The 19,099-nt window shown below is 70.4% G+C and carries 15 protein-coding genes; 10 read left to right on the top strand and 5 right to left on the bottom strand.

The window, feature by feature from the left end; translation table 11 throughout:
• Positions 1 to 28: 28 nt before the first annotated feature.
• Positions 29 to 826 (bottom strand): exodeoxyribonuclease III, encoded by a 798-nt coding sequence (locus tag PKA89_RS01190; RefSeq protein WP_324415944.1) that lies wholly within the window; start codon positions 824 to 826, stop codon positions 29 to 31.
• 239 nt (positions 827 to 1,065) lie between these two features.
• On the opposite strand from PKA89_RS01190, the gene PKA89_RS01185 reads away from it, so the two are divergent.
• The 8 genes from PKA89_RS01185 to PKA89_RS01150 all read left to right on the top strand — a co-directional run bounded on the left by PKA89_RS01185 (position 1,066) and on the right by PKA89_RS01150 (position 10,827).
• A complete protein-coding gene (locus tag PKA89_RS01185) occupies positions 1,066 to 2,859 on the top strand; it encodes a nucleoside-diphosphate sugar epimerase/dehydratase (RefSeq protein WP_324415748.1) in 1,794 nt (597 codons plus the stop codon).
• Positions 2,856 to 3,836: a UDP-phosphate glycosyltransferase gene (locus PKA89_RS01180; RefSeq protein ID WP_324415746.1), complete on the top strand. Its 981-nt coding sequence runs from the start codon at positions 2,856 to 2,858 to the stop codon at positions 3,834 to 3,836. The genes PKA89_RS01185 and PKA89_RS01180 overlap by 4 nt, the downstream gene beginning before the upstream one ends.
• Positions 3,833 to 5,092 (top strand): glycosyltransferase family 4 protein, encoded by a 1,260-nt coding sequence (locus PKA89_RS01175; RefSeq protein ID WP_324415744.1) that lies wholly within the window; start codon positions 3,833 to 3,835, stop codon positions 5,090 to 5,092. The genes PKA89_RS01180 and PKA89_RS01175 overlap by 4 nt, the downstream gene beginning before the upstream one ends.
• The gene (locus PKA89_RS01170; RefSeq protein WP_324415742.1) at positions 5,089 to 6,021 is read left to right on the top strand and encodes an NAD-dependent epimerase/dehydratase family protein; all 933 of its coding nucleotides are present in this window, start codon (positions 5,089 to 5,091) and stop codon (positions 6,019 to 6,021) included. Before PKA89_RS01175 ends, PKA89_RS01170 begins: the two co-directional genes overlap by 4 nt.
• Positions 6,018 to 7,061: a polysaccharide biosynthesis protein gene (locus PKA89_RS01165; protein WP_324415740.1), complete on the top strand. Its 1,044-nt coding sequence runs from the start codon at positions 6,018 to 6,020 to the stop codon at positions 7,059 to 7,061. Before PKA89_RS01170 ends, PKA89_RS01165 begins: the two co-directional genes overlap by 4 nt.
• Positions 7,058 to 8,158, top strand: a complete 1,101-nt coding sequence (locus PKA89_RS01160) for an NAD-dependent epimerase/dehydratase family protein (protein ID WP_324415738.1) — start codon at positions 7,058 to 7,060, stop codon at positions 8,156 to 8,158. Before PKA89_RS01165 ends, PKA89_RS01160 begins: the two co-directional genes overlap by 4 nt.
• Positions 8,158 to 9,300 (top strand): UDP-N-acetylglucosamine 2-epimerase (non-hydrolyzing), encoded by a 1,143-nt coding sequence (wecB, locus tag PKA89_RS01155; RefSeq protein WP_324415736.1) that lies wholly within the window; start codon positions 8,158 to 8,160, stop codon positions 9,298 to 9,300. The genes PKA89_RS01160 and wecB overlap by 1 nt, the downstream gene beginning before the upstream one ends.
• 123 nt (positions 9,301 to 9,423) lie before the next feature.
• Positions 9,424 to 10,827, top strand: a complete 1,404-nt coding sequence (locus PKA89_RS01150; protein ID WP_324415734.1) for an O-antigen ligase family protein — start codon at positions 9,424 to 9,426, stop codon at positions 10,825 to 10,827.
• 125 nt (positions 10,828 to 10,952) lie between these two features.
• Here the strand turns inward: PKA89_RS01150 and PKA89_RS01145 are convergent, their stop codons facing one another.
• The 4 genes from PKA89_RS01145 to PKA89_RS01130 all read right to left on the bottom strand — a co-directional run bounded on the left by PKA89_RS01145 (position 10,953) and on the right by PKA89_RS01130 (position 15,674).
• Complete coding sequence (locus tag PKA89_RS01145; RefSeq protein ID WP_324415732.1) at positions 10,953 to 11,849, bottom strand: glycosyltransferase; 897 nt, start codon at positions 11,847 to 11,849, stop codon at positions 10,953 to 10,955.
• Between the two features lie 272 nt (positions 11,850 to 12,121).
• The gene (locus tag PKA89_RS01140; protein ID WP_324415730.1) at positions 12,122 to 13,024 is read right to left on the bottom strand and encodes a hypothetical protein; all 903 of its coding nucleotides are present in this window, start codon (positions 13,022 to 13,024) and stop codon (positions 12,122 to 12,124) included.
• A 257-nt stretch (positions 13,025 to 13,281) separates the two neighbouring features.
• Positions 13,282 to 14,058, bottom strand: coding sequence for a hypothetical protein (locus tag PKA89_RS01135; protein WP_324415728.1), 777 nt, complete (start codon positions 14,056 to 14,058; stop codon positions 13,282 to 13,284).
• A 323-nt stretch (positions 14,059 to 14,381) separates the two neighbouring features.
• Positions 14,382 to 15,674 carry a hypothetical protein gene (locus PKA89_RS01130; RefSeq protein WP_324415726.1) on the bottom strand — a complete coding sequence of 431 codons (1,293 nt, stop codon included), beginning with the start codon at positions 15,672 to 15,674 and terminating at the stop codon, positions 14,382 to 14,384.
• 321 nt (positions 15,675 to 15,995) lie between these two features.
• On the opposite strand from PKA89_RS01130, the gene PKA89_RS01125 reads away from it, so the two are divergent.
• Together PKA89_RS01125 and aqpZ are read left to right on the top strand one after the other, a co-directional pair.
• Positions 15,996 to 18,212: an NADP-dependent isocitrate dehydrogenase gene (locus PKA89_RS01125; RefSeq protein ID WP_324415724.1), complete on the top strand. Its 2,217-nt coding sequence runs from the start codon at positions 15,996 to 15,998 to the stop codon at positions 18,210 to 18,212.
• Positions 18,213 to 18,277: 65 nt separating this feature from the next.
• Positions 18,278 to 19,093: an aquaporin Z gene (gene aqpZ, locus PKA89_RS01120; protein ID WP_324415722.1), complete on the top strand. Its 816-nt coding sequence runs from the start codon at positions 18,278 to 18,280 to the stop codon at positions 19,091 to 19,093.
• Positions 19,094 to 19,099 lie beyond the last annotated feature (6 nt).

Genomic DNA, 19,099 nt, shown 5'->3' with positions numbered 1-19,099 from the left:
CCGCCGTGCCCGATCGGGCCGCCCGGACCTACAGGTCGTACTCGACGAGCACCGGGGCGTGGTCGCTCCAGCGCTCGGCGTAGCTCGCGGCCCGCCCGACGGAGGCCCGTACGGCCCGCTCAGCCAGGGGCGTGGTCGCGAGCTGGTAGTCGATCCGCCAGCCCGAGTCGTTGTCGAAGGCCTGCCCGCGCCACGACCACCACGTGTACGGACCCGGCCCCGGCCCGTGCAGCCGCCGGGTGACGTCGACGAGCCCGTGCTCGGCGGCCCAGCGGCTCAGGTGCGCCTGCTCCTGCGGCAGGAACCCGGCCTTGCCGCGGTTGCCCTTCCAGTTCTTGAGGTCGTCCGCGGTGTGCGCGACGTTGAGGTCGCCGGTCAGCACCGCCGGCCGCCCGTCCACGGCCCACTGCCCCACCCGCTCCCCCACCGCCGCGAGGAAGCGCTCCTTCTCGGCCTGCCGCGGGGTACCGGCCTGCCCCGTGTGCACGTACGCCGACGCGACCGTGACGACCTCACCCCCGACGACCACGTCCGCCTCGACCCAGCGCCCCGTGCCGGCGAACTCGTCCGCCACCTCGACCCGCACGTCCTTGACCGGGTGCCGCGACAGCACCGCCACCCCGGCGCGCCCCTTCTCGGCGGCCACGGCGTGCGCGACCTCCCACGCCTCGAGCGTGCTGCCGGCGAGCGCCGCCCGCAGCTGCGCGTCGTCGGCGCGCACCTCCTGGAGGGCGATGACGTCGGCCCCCGAGGCGACGAGCCAGTCCACCCCGCCGCGGCGCAGCGCGGCCCGGATGCCGTTGACGTTCGCCGAGACGAGGAGCATGCCCACCAGTGCACCATCCACCGACCCGGAGGAGCCACCCGCCCCACACCCAGGCGCTCCGCCGTCGCCACGCCGACGCGCCCCCCGACCCTCGACTCCGCGCCCTTGGTCGGTCACCGGTACGATGCGCCCAGGGGTGAGCGCGTTGGACGCCGACCGGCGAGTCATGACGAACGGTGCTGTACCACGACGAACGGGACGGGCGCGGTAGAGGGCGGAGGCATTGGATGAGACCGCGAATGCGGGCGATCCTCACGAGGGTCCGCTGGACGGTGCTCGACATCCTCCTCTGGGCCGGAGCGCTGACCGCCGCCACCATCCTGCGTCTCGACTTCGGCATCCCGCGGACCTATGGCCAAGGCTTGGTGCTCGCCACCGCCGTCGTCGCGTGTCTCCAGATCGTCGGCGGATGGCTCTTCGGCCCCTACGGCATCGACCACGAGCTCGGCTCCTTCGAGGAGACGAGCGACCTCGCCCGCACCACGGTGATCGTGGGATCCGTGCTGGTCGTCATCACCTTCGCGACAGACTCCGTCAGCCTCCCCCGCAGCGTCCCCATCACAGGAACGGTGCTCGCGCTGGCATTCATGTTTGCCGCGCGGTTCGTCGTGCGCTCGCGTCGCACGCGTCGCCGCCAAGAGATTGACGGCGTGCGACGGGCCATCGTGTTCGGTGCCGGTTCCGGAGGGCGCGTCCTCGTCGAGAGTCTCGCCCGCGACCCCGAAAGCGGGCTGGTCGCCGTCGCCCTCGTTGACGACGACCCCCTGAAGCAGCGCCTGCGCATCGCAGGGATGCGCGTGCGCGGCCGGTCCGCGGCCATCCCCGCACTCGCCGAGAAGTACGAGGCCGACACCCTGATCATCGCGGCGCCGAGCGCCGCCGCTGAGAGCGTGAGGAAGGTCTCGTCGATCGCGACGGATGCCGGGCTGTCGGTGCTGGTCCTCCCCCCGGTCAAGGACCTCTTCGGCCAGCGCCCGCGGGCCTCGGACCTTCACGACCTCGACATCGCCGACCTCCTGGGCCGCACGCCGGTCGACCTCGACATGGCTGCCATCTCCGAGCACCTGTCCGGTCGACGCGTGCTCGTCACCGGCGCGGGCGGGTCGATCGGCGCGGAGCTCTGCCGGCAGATCACCCGCTTCTTCCCCGCCGAGCTGTTCATGCTCGATCGTGACGAGTCCGGACTCCACGCCACCCAGATGTCCATCGAGGGTCACGCACTCCTCGAGTCCGAGTCGCTCGTGCTGTGCGACATCCGCGATCCCGCCGCCGTCAACCGCGCGTTTCGACGCACCCGCCCTGAGATCGTCTTCCACGCCGCCGCGCTCAAGCACCTGACCCTCCTCGAGCGCTTCCCCACCGAGGCCCTCCAGACCAATGTGCTCGGCACCAAGCACGTCGTGGAGGCCGCGCGGGCCGTAGGTGTCAAGACCTTCGTCAACATCTCCACCGACAAGGCGGCGAGCCCCTCGTCGATCCTCGGGTACTCGAAGCGCGTTGCCGAGCGACTCACGGCGGCCGCCGACGCCCTCGAGCCGGCGGCTCGGTACGTCAGCGTCCGGTTCGGTAACGTCCTCGGCTCGCGCGGCTCGGTCGTCATCGCCTTCACCGAGCAGATCCGCGCCGGAGGGCCGGTCACCGTCACCCACCCGGACGTGGAGCGCTACTTCATGCTCATCCCCGAAGCCTGCCAGCTCGTGCTCCAGGCGAGCAGCATCGGCGAGGGCGGCGAGGTGATGGTCCTCGACATGGGCACGCCGGTGAAGATCGTCGACGTCGCGACGACGATGATCGGGATGGCCGGCCGCACCGACATCGACATCGTCTACACGGGCCTGCGGGCCGGCGAGAAGCTCACCGAGGAGCTGTTCACCCCCGGTGAGGACGTGCACCAGTCGACGCACCCGCTGATCCGCACGGTCGTCGTCCCCGGTCTCGACGCCGACGGCCTGCACCTGCCGACGCAGGAGGACGACGTCCGGTCCTGGTTGCACGCGTACTCGGCGTCCGGATCGGTGGGCTCGAGGCCGTGACGTCCCTGCTCCTGACCGGTCTCGTGTGCGGGGGTGTCACTACAGCCGCAGGCGGCGTGCTCGTCCCTCTGCTGCGCCGTGCCAACCGTCTCGACCTGCCGAACCACCGTTCCTCCCACACCGTCCCAACGCCCCGCGGGGGCGGCTCGGCGATCGTCGCCGGCCTGTTGGTCGCCGCTGTCGTGGCCGTCGCGACCGGCGCGGCCTGGCCGTCCGACGTGGTGCTCCTCGTCCTTGGTGCGCTGGCCCTCGCCGCCGTGGGCCTGCTCGACGACACCCGTGGGCTGGAGCCGCTCCCCCGCCTGCTGGCGCAGGTCGTCGTGGGCGCCCTCCTCGGATGGCTGGTCGGGGGCGCGGCCGGTCTCGTCGTCGGGATGCTCGTCGTCCCGGCGGCTGTCAACATGGTCAACTTCATGGACGGCATCAACGGCATCTGCGCCGCTCACGCCGCCGTCGGCGGGGCGGGGGCACTGTTCGCCGGCGCCGCCTCTGGCAACGAGGCCCTCTCGGTGATCGGGGCGCTGACGACCGGCGGAGCCCTCGGCTTCCTCCCGTGGAACGCGCCGCGGGCCAAGGTCTTCCTCGGCGACGTCGGCAGCTACCTCCTCGGCGGGCTCGCGGGGCTGACGGTCACGCTGGGCCTCACCGCCGGCGCGGACGGATGGCGGCCCGAGGTCCTCGGCTGCCTCGCCGCGCCTTACCTGCTCTTCGCCGTCGACACCGCGGCCACGCTCGCCCGACGCCATCGGCTTGGGGAGCCTCTGCTCGAGGCGCACCGCGGGCACGTCTACCAGCGGCTCGTCCACGAGCGCGGGCTCGCGCACTGGGCGGTCTCGTTCTCCATGGCCGTGGCGGCGCTCGTCGTGACCCTCGTGGTCCGGGAGGGATGGCTGCCCGGCCTCCTCGCCGCTGCCGTCGTCGTCGGCGGTTACCTCGCGCTCGCGCCGCGACCGAGCCGGGGCGTGGTGACGCCGTGACCCTCAAGGTCCTCATGGTGACCCAGTGGTTCGACCCCGAGGGCGGGTCGGCCGCGCAGGCCGGGGTCATCGCCCGCTCTTTGAAGCGTCATGGTGCGCACGTCGAGGTCCTGACGGGCTTCCCGAACTACCCGTCAGGACAGGTGGCCGACGGCTACCGCATCAGGCCCTACCTACGCGAGACACTCGACGGAATCACCGTGCACCGGGCGCCCCTGTGGCCGAGCCACGACTCTGCGGCCACCCGACGCATGCTCAACTACCTCAGCTGGGCGGCGGGCGCGGGTGTCGTCGGCGCCCTGCGCGCCCCGCCTGCGGACGCGGTGCTGGTTCACTCCACTCCGGGTACGGCGGGCCTCCCCGCTCTGGCGCTCAAGGCCACCCGGCGTCTCCCGTTCGTCGTCCACGTCCAGGACCTGTGGCCGCAGACGGTGCTGGCGTCGGACTTCCTCGCCTCGGGCCGAGCGCGCCGGCTCGAACGGCCGCTGCACCTCATGTGCGACACGATCTATCGCCACGCCTCGGCCATCGCCGTCACCTCGCCCAGCATGGCGCCGCGCGTCGCCGAGCGGGGGGTTCCGTCCGACAAGATCAGGGTGGCCGCGAACTGGGCCGACGAGTCGATCTTCCGGCCCGTCGCGCGGGACGAAGACCTTGCACAGCGCCTGGGTCTCACCCGTCCGTTCACGTTCATGTACGCCGGAAACCTCGGCCCGTACCAGGGGCTTGACACGTTGCTCGATGCCGCCGCGCTGTTGCGCGACCGCACCGACATCGGCATCGCGGTCGTCGGGGGTGGTGTCCGGGAGCAGGCCCTCAGGAACCGCGCTCGAACCATGGGGCTCCAGGCAGTTCAGTTCGTGGGTCCGGTGCCGTTCGCCGAGATGACCCCCGTGCTGGCGCTCGGGGACGCCCACCTCGTGAGCCTCCAGGATCTCCCCCTGTTCCGCATGACCCTGCCGAGCAAGCTCCAGGCCACGCTTGCCGCCGGTCGGCCACTCGTCGGTGCGGTCACGGGGGACGCCGCCCTTGTCGTCAGGGAGTCCGGTGCCGGACCGGTCGTGACCCCCGGTGACGCCCCCGCGCTCGCGGGTGCCATTCGCAACCTGGCGGATCTCTCCCGCGAGGCCTTGGCGGACCGGGGCCGGCGCGCTCGGGCTCACTACGTGGACAACTTCAGTGAGGACGTGTCCTCGAGGGTGCTCCTCGAGCTGCTCGAGCAGGCTGCGGGCACACGCGCGAGGGCTGCCGCATGAGTCGAATCGCGATCGTCGGGGCCTCGGGATTCGTCGGCTCCCATGTGGCCGACCAGGCCCAGCGCAGGGGCCACGCCGTCACGCGCCTGCGCGCCCCTCGCCTGTCCGGCCCGGCGGACGCCGATCCGGCGGTCCGGGAGCTGGCTGCGACGCTGGCCGGCCACGCCGTGGTCGTGAACTGCGCCGGAAACCCCGACGCCTCGTCCGGCGACTCAGCGGCCCTGGATGCGGCGAACGGGGTTCTGCCCGGGGTCGTCGGCCGCGCGGCAGATGCGGCAGGGGTGACGCGGTACGTCCACGTGAGCAGTGCTGTCGTCCAGGGTCGCCGGGTGGTCCTCGACAGCAGCGAGGACGTCGACCCCTTCTCCGCCTATGCCCGCAGCAAGATCGCAGGCGAACGAGCAGCGGTCTCCGGCGGACCCACGCAGACGGTCGTGTACCGGCCACCGAGCGTTCACGCGGCCGATCGAAGGGTCACTCGTCAGCTCTCCCGTATTGCGCGGTCACCGCTGTCGAGCGTGGCAGGGCACGGTGACGACCCCACACCCCAGACGCACATCGACGACGTCGCCTCGGCGATCGTCTTCCTCGCCACGTGTCCGATCGCGCCTCCGCGCATCGTCCACCATCCCGCACAGGGCCTGACCACTGCCGGACTGCTCCGCCACCTCGGCGGTGGTCGCGAACCGCGCCGCCTTCCCCGCAAGCTCTCCCGAGCGGCGATGGCCGGTGCGCGCGGGGCGGCGCGGTTGGCTCCCCGGCTCTCCCCATACGCTCGTCGCGTCGAGATGACGTGGTTCGGGCAGGCCCAGGCCCCGAGCTGGCTCGAACAGCAGGGCTGGACGCCGGTCACCTCGGACGACACCTGGCGCGACTTGGGGCGACTACTTGTTGACGAGACATCCACCACCACGAAGGGACGACGATGACCGAGGCGCACGAGAGCCCGTTCGCCGACAGCACCGTGACCATCACCGGCGGCACGGGGTCGTTCGGCTCGACGATGGTCGAGCACCTCCTGGCCCGTGGAGTCGGGCGCATCAACATCCTCAGCCGCGACGAGGCGAAGCAGGACGACATGCGCCAGCAGCTCGGTGACGGCCGGGTGAAGTTCTTCGTGGGCGACGTCCGCGACTTCGAGAGCGTCGCCAACGCGGTCGTCGGCGCCGACTACGTGTTCCACGCGGCCGCGCTCAAGCAGGTGCCCTCCTGCGAGTTCTTCCCCGACCAGGCCGTCAAGACCAACGTCCTCGGCAGCCACAACGTCATCGAGGCCTCGCACCGCCACGGCGTGCGCGCCCTCGTCTGCCTGAGCACGGACAAGGCCGTCTATCCCGTCAACGCGATGGGGATGTCGAAGGCCCTGATGGAGAAGACCGCGCAGGCCTTCGCCCGCAACCACCCCGAGTCGGCGACGACGGTGTCGATCACCCGCTACGGCAACGTCATGTACTCGCGCGGCTCGGTCATCCCGCTCTTCGTCAAGCTGCTGCAGTCAGGTCGGCCGCTCACCCTCACCGAGCCGAGCATGACCCGCTACCTGATGTCGCTCCAGGAGTCGGTCGACCTCGTCGAGCACGCCTTCCTCCACGCGGCCCCGGGCGACCTCTTCGTCAAGAAGGCCCCCGCCTGCACCGTCGAGACCCTCGCCCGGGCCACCTCGCGCGTGCTCGGCTTCGGCGAGCCGGAGATCAACGTCATCGGTATCCGGCACGGCGAGAAGATGTTCGAGACCCTCTTGACCCGCGAGGAACTCGCCCGGTCCGAGGACCAGGGCGAGTACTTCCGGGTCGCCGTCGACGCCCGGGCGCTCGACTACGGCATCTACGTCGACCACGGGGAGCCGGGCGAGGCCGTGATCGAGGAGTACGACTCCACCACCACGACCCAGATGACCGTCGAGGAGACAGAGGCCATGCTCCTGACCCTGCCCGAGATCCAGGCCCTCCTCGCGGCGAGCCGGTCGTGAGGGTCGTCCTCACCGGGGCCGCGGGGTTCCTCGGCTGGCACACCCGGGTGCGGATGCACGCGCAGGGCGAGCACGAGGTCGTGGCCGTGACCCGCGATGAGTGGGCGGACCTGCATGCGCTGGTGCGCAACGCCGACGCCGTCCTCCACGTCGCCGGGGTCAACCGGGGCTCCGACGACGAGGTGGAGGCCGGCAACGTCCGGCTCGCCGAGGACGTCGCCGCCGCCGTCCGCGCGGCCGGCCACCCGGTGCGGGTCGTGTACGCCAACTCCATCCAGGACGGCAACGGCACCGCGTACGGCACGGGCAAGGCGAGCGGTGCCGGCGTGCTCGGCGCGCTGCGTACCGAGGGCCACACTGTCGTCGATGTCCGCCTGCCCAACCTCTTCGGTGAGCACGGCCGTCCTCGCTACAACAGCTTCGTCGCCACCTTCGTCCACGCCGTGGCGGCCGGTGACGTTCCGCAGGTCGCGGACCGCCCGGTCGAGCTGCTGCACGTGCAGGACGCCGCCCAGGTGCTCCTCGACGCGCTGACCACGGACGCCGAGCGCCTCGACCCTCACGGCAGCGAAGTTGGCGTCCAGGAGACCCTCGACCTGCTCCGTGAGTTCGAGGAGTCCTACTCGTCCGGCGAGTTCCCCGACCTGTCCACGCCGTTCCGGGTAGCCCTCTTCAACACCTACCGCGCGGCGCTCTTCCCGACTGGCTACCCGCTGCCGCTCCAGCCGCACGCCGACGCGCGAGGCACCTTCGTCGAGACCGTGCGTAGCCGGGGCGGCGAGGGGCAGTCGAGCATCTCGACCACCGTCCCCGGCGTCACCCGCGGTGAGCACTACCACCTGACGAAGATCGAGCGCTTCGCCGTCGTCCAGGGCCGCGCGACCATCGCCCTGCGCCGGATGTTCCACGACGAGGTCGTCGAGTTCGAGGTCTCCGGCGAGGCGCCGTGCGCGGTCGACATGCCCACCGGGTGGGCGCACAACATCACCAACACCGGGGATGATGTGCTCCTCACCCAGTTCTGGTCGCACGAGCTGTTCCGCCCGGACGCGCCGGACACCTTCCCCCACCCTGTCGCGCAGGAGGTCGGCGCCTGATGCTCAAGGTCATGACCGTCGTCGGCACGCGCCCCGAACTGATCCGCCTCTCGCGCGTCATCGCCCGGCTCGACGCCACCGTCGAGCACGTCCTCGTGCACACCGGGCAGAACTACGACTACGCGCTCAACGAGGTGTTCTTCCGCGACCTCGGCATCCGCGAGCCGGACCACATGCTCGGCGTCGACACCTCGTCACTGGGGGCGGTGCTCGGCGGCACCCTCGTGGCCGCCGAGAAGGTGATGCTCGAGGAGCGCCCGGACGCCGTGGTCGTGCTCGGCGACACGAACTCCTGCATCGCCGCCGTGATGGCCAAGCGCCTGCGAATCCCGGTGTACCACATGGAAGCCGGCAACCGCTGCTTCGACGAGAACGTGCCAGAGGAGACCAACCGCCGGCTCGTCGACCACGTCGCCGACTTCAACCTCGTCTACACTGAGCACGCGCGCCGCAACCTCCTCGCCGAGGGTCTGCACCCCCGCCGCATCCTCAAGACCGGCTCGCCGATGCGTGAGGTGCTCGACGCCTACCGGGACCAGATCCTCGCCTCCGACGTCCTCTCGCGGCTCGCGCTCGAGGAGGAGGGCTACTTCCTCGTCAGCGCCCACCGCGAGGAGAACGTCGACTCCCCCGAACGCCTCGGCGCCCTCCTCGACTGCCTCGTCGCGGTGCGCGAGCGCTTCCGCCTGCCGGTCTTCGTCTCCACCCATCCGCGCACGCGCAAGCGGCTCGAGGCCCTGCCCGAGTGGTCGGAGCCCGAGGGCGTGACGTTCAGCGAGCCGCTCGGCTTCCACGACTACAACCGCCTCCAGCTCTCCGCAGCCTGCTGCCTCTCCGACAGCGGCACGATCGCCGAGGAGTCGACCCTGCTCGGCTTCCCCGCCGTCACGCTGCGCGACTCCATCGAGCGGCCGGAGGCCCTCGACACCGGCGGCATCCTCATGACCGGCCTCGACGCCCACGACGTCGTCGAGGCGGTCACCGTCGCGATGGGCGCGCCCCGCGTCCGCGGCGAGATCGGCGAGCGCACCCCCGAGGACTACCTCATCGCCAACACCAGCGAACGCACGGTCAACTTCATCCTCTCGACGGCCCGGCGTCATCACGACTGGGCCGGGATCCGCGTGACGCGTCATGACTGATACGCCCAAAGACCCGCCACCGGCAACTGCACGATGGGCGGCCGGCGGCTCTGAGGCATCACTCTGCGCGCCCGGAGCACCAAGGCGCCGTAGGGTGCCGACGAACGATCGACAGGAAGCGACATGACCGGTGAGCGCGAGCAGCTCGCGGCACTACCTCCTGCCGAGTCCACTCGTCCATGGGCAGTCCGAGCGTGGGTGGCACGGCATGAGTCCCACCTCGCCGAGGTGCGGCTGTGGCTCGTCGCGGTCATAGTGGGAATGTCCGTGGCCAATCCCGGCCTCTTCAATCGCTACGGTTTCCTTCTCGCGCTGGTCGTTGCTGCCCTCTCAGGCTGGCGGAGCTACCGAGCCGACATGGTCGTCGTGGCCACGACCGCCTTTGTCGTCTGGCAGACGGTCAGCTTGACGTGGGCGGTGAACCCTGAAGCCTTGAACTTCGTCGTTACGGCCGCGAAGACCGCTCTGATGTTCTTGATCTTGCGCGTGGCCGTGAGCACACGGCGCCAGCTGCGGGTCGTCGCTGGTACGTTCGTCGCCGCTGCCGTGCTAGGGGTGCTGCGCCTTTTCGTCGATGGCTACAACTACTCAGCGTTCTCGACGATCCGTTACACCATCGAGGGGATCAACGCCAACTACCTCGGCTATTCGCTGACGGCCGCGCTTGGGGCTGCAGTCCTGGTGTGGGGGACCACCACCGCGCGAAAGGTCAGGGGGCTTCTGATCGCTGCCGCCGTCGTGGTCCTCGTTGGGGCTTGGCTGACCGGGACCAGGGGGGCGGCCCTGGGAGCGGCGGCGCTGGCCTTCTGGCTCGTCGGGTCTCGCATCCTCTCGCGCCCTCCCTTCCGAACCCTGCTCGTCATGGCCTTCTTGGCAGCGGTCGCCATCACGAGCGGTGTATTCGACTCAGCCCTCCGCGCCTTCGACGTCGGCGGGCGATCTACCGGTGATCTGTCTGGCAGGCTCGTCCTCTGGCCTGCAGCACGGGAGCTGTGGACGAGCTCACCGCTAGTCGGACACGGCCCAAAGGCAATGCGTTACCTGGGGCCCCTTGACATGGATGCGCACAGCGTCTTCCTCGAGATCTTGAGCGCCCTCGGTGTGGTCGGTCTTGCGCTGTTCTGCTGGCTCGTGTGGGCGACCCTGTTTCGGGGGACGGCTTCTCTGGGAAGCTCACGTCGCGCTCTACTGCTCGGGACGTTCGTCTGTTCCACGGGACCTGCGTATCTGACTGGCTCGTGGGAGGCCTCGCCAGGCGCGTGGATGGTGCTCTTTCTCTTCAGCAGCATCGGGATCCTCGAGACTGAATCTGAGACGGAGAGTCAGGTACACACCGTGCGAGCCAAACGGCCACGGATAGGAACGACTGGGAGATCCAGCTTTCTCGTCAGTCGACCACAGCAGCACGGACGCCCTGCAGAACACCGGGTCATGCCTGCTGAGATGGATGCAGCGATGCACGAGTGGTCTCTGGCGCGTCGTGAGGCGCTTGGGGAGGGTCGGGGTGCCTTTCCACCCAACGGGTGAAGCCTGCCGAGAACGCAGTCGGGACACCGAGGTCAGCGTAGGATTTGCACGCTCGAGCGACAGCCGTCCCTCCACAGTGTGCCGACGGGGCCACCGGACCCGGCGGCCCGTCCCTGGTGCAGGGGCTAACCCCTCCGGGTCGCAGCGCCCGGCGCAACCGTGAACTCAAAGGTCTGGCGGGCCTGAGCGAAGACGTGAGGCGGCTGGTCTGCACCCCTCCATTCGCGGTATGCGATAGCTGCCGCCCTTCGGCGGTTAGCGAGCACATCCGGCGTCAACCTTGTCCAAGCATCGATTTCGGTGGCCCACGCCTGCGCGTTGAGGCCCTGAACCACCGCTCCGCCACCACGCCGAACAAGATCCGACCAGGGTGTGGTGTCTGGGAGGACGACGGGGCACGACACCGACAGGGCTTCGGCAATCACATGTCCGAAGTTCTCCGATGCAGTGGGAAAAAGCATGACGTCGGCCGACGCCAAGTGTGCTCGGACGTCGTCGGGAGCCACCGGTCCGTGGAAGGTGACCCGCTTCCCGCTCGCTGTTGCGAGCGCACGACACCGACGGACGTAAGTCCCGTCCTCCTCGGTTCCGTAGACGTCGAGGGAGAGATCCCCCTCGACCCTCGCGAGGCCCTCCAGCAGGACATGCAGCCCCTTCTTGGGGACCAGACGGCTCAGGAACACCGCCCTGAGGGGGCCCGTCGGTCGTTCGCGAGGTACGTGGGGTTCCGCAGGAAGTTCCGTCTCGTTTTCGCGTACCAGGACCTCGACGTGCGGCCCGAGCGCGCACCGGATCTCCGTCGCCTCTCTCTCGGCGGACGCATGCCAGAGAACGCGGCGATGCAGCCCCAACGTGCGGTAGACGAACAGCACCAGCCGCTTCTTGCGCGACTTGAGCTCCAGCGCGCCGGGAGACAGCTCTCCGCGCGGCGCGACCATCACCGGTCGCGACCGGCGCACCAGGGCCAGCGCGACCTGAGGTAGCAGTGCAAAAGCCGGGTCGAAGAACGAGTTGAGGTACACGAGGTCGCTGTCGAGGGTGACAGCGGCTCTGGCTGCCGCCCACCGGCTGCGCCTCAAGTACTGCACACGATGCCGGCCATGCGGGACCCAAGAATGCTCGGGCACGGGGGACGCCAAGGGGGTCCCGTGATCCGAATGCCTCGTGATGACGTCGACCTCGATCCCCGCGGGCGCCTGAGAAACCAGGGCAGCGAGGGTTCGCACCGGCCCTCCCGCCCGGACCGCCGGCGTGAAGTAGGGCGCCAGCACGAGCACGCGCCAAGGAGTCGTCATCACCGGGCGTCGCTCGCCATGCTCCGGATCCTCGAGAGATCGTCCGCCTCGAAGGTCGACCTCAGGTACTCGTCATTGAGGTCTCGGGCGACGTTGTCCCGGGACAGCTTGACTCGCTGCGTCATGGGCACGGTGATGATGGGCATCGACCTGGACCGCACCTGGGCCACCCCGACGCCACTGCGCAGCGTGTGGAGGTTGAGCCAGATGTCATCGGCTCGGGGCGTGACGTCGAGGAACTCCCGGCCTCGTGCCCGGAGATGTTCCAGCACAGCCCGAGGAAACACTGTGCCCGACCCGCCCATGAGGTAGTGATCTCCGCGTACGGACGTGTCGACGCACGAGTCCCAGGTTCGATAGGGCGCGAGCGATGTCCCCTCGGGCCCGAAGCGGTAGTTCTTCACCCACCACGACACCACGGACCGCCGTCCACAGGACTCGAACCGCTCCAGCAGCTCAACGAGCCACGCCTTGGGATACACGATGTCGTCGTCGGCCAGCACGAGGACAAGATCATCCAGGGGGGACTCCTCGAGCACGTGGATGTACTTCTTGTGCGGCCCCAGAGACGCCTCGGCTGACCGAATCTCCAATCCTCGGCGCAGCAGGCGGCGCAGTCCCGGCGTGGACCTGGCCACCTCCACCACTTCAGCATCGACCCAGAGAACCAGCCGTCGTGGCCGAGAGACACCCCCTGCGATGGACTCGAGCGCAATGTGGACGGCGCCGAGCCGGGGAGCGAACGTCGTGACCGAGACAGTGGCAACTCCGCGAGGGTCGTTCACTGGCCGTCGAGACACCCGGTTGAGGACCTCGAGACGGATACGTCCGTACCACCGCCGCGAAGTCCGGACGACGTAGGCCGCAACCCGCCTGGGGAAGCGGCGGACGTGGTCCACCACGCCGCCAGGATGTCCCGGGGGCGCGAGCGGTTGGAACGCTGCCATCTAGAGCGCCCCGTCGACCGAGCGGAGCGCATCAGCGAGGCGTCCGCACGCCGCATGGAGGGCACCCCGGCTGGCAGTCCCCAACGGGCGAGGAACTTCACGTCCGGTCCCGCACGGGACGAGGGAGGGCAGCGTGGTGGGCGGGAGGTAGGTGACGACCGCGACCGCCGGCATCGACAGCACGGCCCGCCCGCTCCGGGTCCCTCCGCGCGTCACAGGACACCGACCGTGGACAGGAGGGCGCGGAGGCATCCCTCGGCCGAAGCCACGGAGAAGAGACGGACACCGGTGGCCTCGACCCGCCGACGCTCGATGGGCGACTCGACCAGCGCGGTGAGTCCGTCCAGCAGGGCCGCCGCCGAGTCGTCGCGGAGAAGGATGCAGTCGCGTCCGGAGTGGAGGAGGGCGGCGAGATCACTCGTCGGGTTCACGACCGGTGTCGTCCCCAGCACCATCGACTCGGCGACCTTCGACGGGAAGCCAGCGCGGGCGAAACGACGCTCCGCCTGTCGCTGCAGCACCGTGGCGTCGCAGCCACCGACCAAGGCGAGGGCCTCCTCCCGCGGAACCCGGCCATGGTGGACGACCCGGACGTCGGGCGCCGCGACCCAGCCGTTGCTCGGCGGGTCGACGCCGGCCACGTGGATCTCGAGCGGTGGCCCCTCCCACGATCTGGCCACGTGCTCGAGGTTGCTCAGCGTCGGACCGTCACGGCGCCCCGGCGAACCGACGTACCCCACCCTCAGGACGCCGTCGGCTACGCGACGGCTGCCGGAAACGCCCACCGCGGACATCACGGCCGGCACGACCTCGACCGGCGTGCCGTGTCGAGCGACGTAGCCGGCCAGCTCGCTACTGGCGACGACGAAGCCGGCGGCCCGGCGCCGGAGCCACGGCATGGCGATTCCGTTGGACAGCGCCAGCACCGCGGTGGGGCCCACTCCGGAGACGTCATCGAGCTCGTACCAGTCGACCAGCTCGCCGATCACGGGGACACCTCGGCGGCGTGCCCACCGGAGGGCGCGCGCGCTGAAGCGGATGTCCGCGCCGTAGAGCCAGACTGCATCCGGTCTCTCCGGGAGCCCGTCGAGCCAAGCGGCGAGTCCGCCGCCGACTGCCAAGACCCCAAACAGTCGGCGAACTCGACCGCCGCCGTGCTGCGCCCGTGACGAGGTGGTCCCGGCCGACACATCCATCACCTCGACGGAACACCCCAGGTTCGCGAGGGCGTCGAGCACCCCCCGGGACCGGACGTCGTTGGCGGCGCCACCGGCGTAGGCGTAGGTGCTGATGTAGGCGATGCGCGGAGATCTCACGCGACCACCCCGACAGGTTCGAGATCGGTCCGCATCGCCAGTCGGTAGCCGACGACGGCGGCAGGGAGCATGACGACGAGGTACCCGATGGTGGTGACCAGCGGAACCCACCCGTAGCCGAAGTGCACCGAGACCGCCCATTTGATCGGCACGATGACCGTGAGGAGGGCATATCCGACGAGCTGGGGCCTCAGCGCCCCTGCGGCGTTCTGCACCATGAAGAGCGGGGCTGCCAGCGCCTGGACGACGTTCCATGCCGCGAGTCCCCACGCGGCCGTGAGGTCTGCGTGGAAACTCGGCCCGAGCCAACGAGGGAGGATGAGGGGGAGCACGAGGACCGCGAGGACGGAGGTGGCGCCGACGAGTGCTGGGGACAGGACGAGCATCCTCCGGGTGCTGCGCCGAATCCAGTCATGGTCCCGGGCCCTGAGGGCCGCCGCGTAGTTGGGCCACAGCGGGATCGACAGCACGCTGACGAGGGTGCCGACGACCGTGAGAACACGGAGGAGCACCGAGAACTCGGCCGCGTCTGCCAAGCTCGTCGTGCGGCCGACGATCCAGGTGTCCAGCGAGATGCCGATCGCCATGAGCATGGTGATCGCGAGGAAGCCGAGGCCGAGACCCAGCAGTTCTCGGACGGTGCGCCGGTGCACGCTCGTGACGCGCGGCGTGATCGGGTGACCCAGCGGCCCCCGGAAGAAGTGCACCGTGTTGATCAGGGCGGTGGCGGGAGGCACGAACGCGGCCACGGCGACGAACCCGGCGCCGCCGATGCCGGCCCGTGCGGCGATGAAGATCGCCACCACACCGGCTGCGGTACCGGCGGCCTGCCAGCTGTTCGACCGGCCGATCTGCTTGGAGGCGTACTGCACCCTGACGATGAGGTTGGCTGCAATGCCGACCGTGAAGGCCGCCAGCGTCACGAGGACCACGGCCTCCGTCTCGGCGCTGCCCCTGCCCTCGTCGCCGGCGACGACGGCTCCCCAGTCCAGGAAGGCGGCGGACCCCGCGAGGCCGACGAGCAGCACGAGCGCGACGCTGCACACCGCCGCGTACGCAGACGAGACCAGGCGCCGCCCCTCGTCCATGTCGCCGGACTCCATCGACGCGGCCAGTCGGGTCATGAGACCGGCCCCCAGGCCGAGGTCGGCCCAGACCGCGAGGGCCGTGAGGGACAGGGCGGACGACCAAGCGCCGTACCCGGACGCGCCGAGCGCCCGCAGGGCGAGGGGCACCGTGACGATGGGTGCGACGGCAGCCACGCCTCGGCTCACTGCGGACGTCGCCATTCCCCGGATCACGAGGCCGGTCCGGGAAGTCACGGCCAGCCCCGGTGGGTGCGCGGACGCGTCCTCGACAAGTGGGCCGTCCGCCCCCGCACACGTCGAGCCGGATGCTGCGGGGCCGAGAGCATGACGCGTAGCCCCTCCATCTCCGAACGACCGACGACCCCCGAGGACGAACTCTAGCCGAGCGGGACGATGCCACTCACCCGTGGGCCCTCGCCCCGACACCCGCGGCGGCCCTGTCATCCAGGGCTGCCGTCGGGTAGGATTTTCTCTTGACGTCAAGATAACTGCCGCCACCACCGAGGAGCGTCGACGACGACCATGGCCACGAAGATCATCTACACCCTGACCGACGAGGCCCCGATGCTGGCCACGTACTCGTTCCTCCCGGTGATCGAGGCCTTCGCCTCCTCGGCCGGCGTCGACGTCGAGACGCGGGACATCTCGCTCGCCGGGCGCATCCTCGCCCTCTTCCCCGAGCACCTCACCGAGGAGCAGCGCATCGGCGACGCCCTGACCGAGCTCGGCGAGCTCGCGACGACGCCCGAGGCCAACATCATCAAGCTGCCGAACATCTCCGCCTCGATGCCGCAGCTCAAGGCGGCCATCAAGGAGCTGCAGGCCCAGGGCTACGGCCTCCCCGACTACCCGGACGACCCGCAGACCGACGAGGAGCGCGACGTCCGCGCCCGCTACGACAAGGTCAAGGGCAGCGCCGTCAACCCGGTCCTGCGTGAGGGCAACTCCGACCGCCGCGCCCCCGCCGCCGTCAAGAACTACGCCCGCAAGCACCCGCACTCGATGGGCGAGTGGTCGCCGACCAGCCGCACCCGCGTCGCGACCATGGGTGCCGACGACTTCCGCAGCAACGAGCAGTCCGTCGTCCTGCGCGCCGACGACACCCTGACCATCCGTCACGTCGCCGCCGACGGCACCCAGACCGTCCTCAAGGACGGCCTGAAGGTCCTCGAGGGCGAGGTCGTCGACGCCACCGTGATGCGCGCCGCCGCGCTCGAGGCCTTCCTGCGCGAGCAGGTCGCCAAGGCCGCCGCCGACGACGTCCTCTTCTCGGTGCACCTCAAGGCCACGATGATGAAGGTCAGCGACCCGATCATCTTCGGCCACGTCGTCAAGGCGTTCTTCCCCGAGGTCTTCGAGCAGTACGGCGCCGACCTCGCCGCCGCCGGCCTCTCCCCCAACAACGGCCTCGGCGCCATCCTCGACGGCCTCGACGCCCTCCCGAACGGCGCCGAGATCCGCGCCGCCTTCGAGAAGGGCCTCGCCGACGGCCCGCGCCTCGCGATGGTCAACTCCGACAAGGGCATCACCAACCTGCACGTCCCCAGCGACGTCATCGTCGACGCCTCGATGCCCGCGATGATCCGCACCTCCGGGCACATGTGGGGCCCCGACGGTGAGGAGCACGACACCCTCGCCGTCATCCCCGACTCCTCGTACGCCGGCGTCTACCAGGCGGTCATCGAGGACTGCCAGGCCCACGGCGCCTTCGACCCGACGACGATGGGCTCGGTGCCGAACGTCGGCCTCATGGCGCAGAAGGCCGAGGAGTACGGCAGCCACGACAAGACCTTCGAGATGGACACCGCCGGCCGGGTCGAGGTCGTCGACGGCTCCGGCGAGGTCCTCATGAGCCACGACGTCGAGGCCGGCGACATCTGGCGCGCCTGCCAGACCAAGGACGCCCCGATCCGCGACTGGGTCAAGCTCGCCGTCACCCGCGCCCGCGCCTCGGCCACCCCGGCCGTGTTCTGGCTCGACGAGACCCGCGCCCACGACCGCAACCTCATCGCCAAGGTCGAGGCCTACCTCCCCGAGCACGACACCGAGGGCCTCGACATCCGCATCATGTCGCCGGTCGAGGCGGCCAAGCTGTCGGTCGAGCGCATCCGCCGCGGCGAGGACACCATCTCGGTCACCGGCAACGTCCTGCGCGACTACAACACCGACCTCTTCCCCATCCTCGAGCTCGGCACCTCGGCGAAGATGCTCTCCGTCGTGCCGCTGATGAACGGTGGCGGCCTGTTCGAGACCGGCGCCGGCGGCTCGGCCCCGAAGCACGTGCAGCAGCTCGTCGCCGAGGACTACCTGCGCTGGGACAGCCTCGGAGAGTTCCTCGCGCTCGCCGAGTCCCTCCGGCACGAGGCCGAGCGCGGCAACGCCCGCGCCGGCGTGCTCGGCGACACCCTCGACCGCGCCACCGGCACGCTGCTCGACGAGAACAAGTCCCCGGCCCGCCGGGTCGGCTCGATCGACAACCGCGGCAGCCACTTCTGGCTCGCCCGCTACTGGGCGCAGGAGCTCGCGGCGCAGACCGAGGACGAGGCGCTCGCCGCGATCTTCACCCCCGTCGCCGAGCAGCTCGTCGCGCAGTCCCACGCCATCGACGCCGAGCTCATCGCGGTGCAGGGCAAGCCCGCCGACATCGGCGGCTACTACCGCCCGGACCCCGAGAAGGCCGCGGCCGTGATGCGCCCGAGCGCCACCTTCAACGGCATCCTCGACGCCCTCAAGCGCTGACCCGCCGACCGCGGCGCGCCGTGGGACAGGTGCGCCGCGGGGCCGGAGCCGCCACACTGAGCGCCATGACCACGCCCACGATGGTGCAGCGGCTCGGCGCCGAGCTGCTCGGAACGTTCTGGCTCGTCTTCGGCGGCTGCGGGTCGGCGGTCTTCGCCGCGATGTACCTGGCGCCCAACATCACCTCCGGGCAGAGCGTCCAGCTCGGCATCGGCTTCGTCGGCGTGGCCCTGGCCTTCGGCCTCACCGTCATGACGATGGCCTACGCGGTCGGGCACGTCTCCGGCGCGCACTTCAACCCGGCCGTGACCATCGGCGTGGCCATCGCGCGCCGGTTCGAGTGGCGCGACGTGCCGGCCTACGTCGTCACCCAGGTGGTCGGCGGGCTGCTCGGCGGGCTCGCCGTCTGGGGCATCGCCCGCGGCCGCGACGGCTTCGACGCCACCGGCAACCTCGCCGCCAACGGCTACGGCGAGCACTCCCCCGGCGGCTACTCGCTGCTCGCCGTGTTCATCGCCGAGGCGCTGCTCACCGCCGTGTTCGTCTACGTCATCCTCGGCGCCACCGACTCGCGCGCCCCGCAGGGCTTCGCGCCGATCGCGATCGGCCTGGCGCTGACCCTCATCCACCTCGTCTCGATCCCCATCTCGAACACCTCGGTCAACCCGGCCCGCTCCACCGCGGTCGCGTTCTTCAACGGCAACGGCGCCCCGGGCCAGCTGTGGCTGTTCTGGGTGGCCCCGATCTTCGGCGCGGCCATCGCCGGCGCGACCTTCCACCTCATCACCGGCGTCGACCGGCGCGACCGCGACATCGCCGGCGAGATCGACCTCGAGGACGTGCGGGTGGCCGACGGCGTCGACCCCGACGCCGCGCGCTGAGCGCCC

Origin of the sequence: Phycicoccus sp., assembly GCF_035325325.1 — a bacterium.
GTDB lineage: Bacteria > Actinomycetota > Actinomycetes > Actinomycetales > Dermatophilaceae > Phycicoccus.
Note: the sequence above shows the minus strand (reverse complement) of the source record. Positions and strands in the feature narration are given on the sequence as shown.

Excerpts from the sequence above, each read along its gene's own strand:
- PKA89_RS01190 (WP_324415944.1), bottom strand. The coding sequence starts at position 826 with ATGCTCCTCGTCTCGGCGAACGTCAACGGCATCCGGGCCGCGCTGCGC.
- PKA89_RS01185 (WP_324415748.1), top strand. The coding sequence starts at position 1,066 with ATGCGGGCGATCCTCACGAGGGTCCGCTGGACGGTGCTCGACATCCTC.
- PKA89_RS01170 (WP_324415742.1), top strand. The coding sequence starts at position 5,089 with ATGAGTCGAATCGCGATCGTCGGGGCCTCGGGATTCGTCGGCTCCCAT.
- PKA89_RS01165 (WP_324415740.1), top strand. The coding sequence starts at position 6,018 with ATGACCGAGGCGCACGAGAGCCCGTTCGCCGACAGCACCGTGACCATC.
- wecB (WP_324415736.1), top strand. The coding sequence starts at position 8,158 with ATGCTCAAGGTCATGACCGTCGTCGGCACGCGCCCCGAACTGATCCGC.
- PKA89_RS01150 (WP_324415734.1), top strand. The coding sequence starts at position 9,424 with ATGACCGGTGAGCGCGAGCAGCTCGCGGCACTACCTCCTGCCGAGTCC.
- PKA89_RS01130 (WP_324415726.1), bottom strand. The coding sequence starts at position 15,674 with ATGGCGACGTCCGCAGTGAGCCGAGGCGTGGCTGCCGTCGCACCCATC.
- PKA89_RS01125 (WP_324415724.1), top strand. The coding sequence starts at position 15,996 with ATGGCCACGAAGATCATCTACACCCTGACCGACGAGGCCCCGATGCTG.
- aqpZ (WP_324415722.1), top strand. The coding sequence starts at position 18,278 with ATGACCACGCCCACGATGGTGCAGCGGCTCGGCGCCGAGCTGCTCGGA.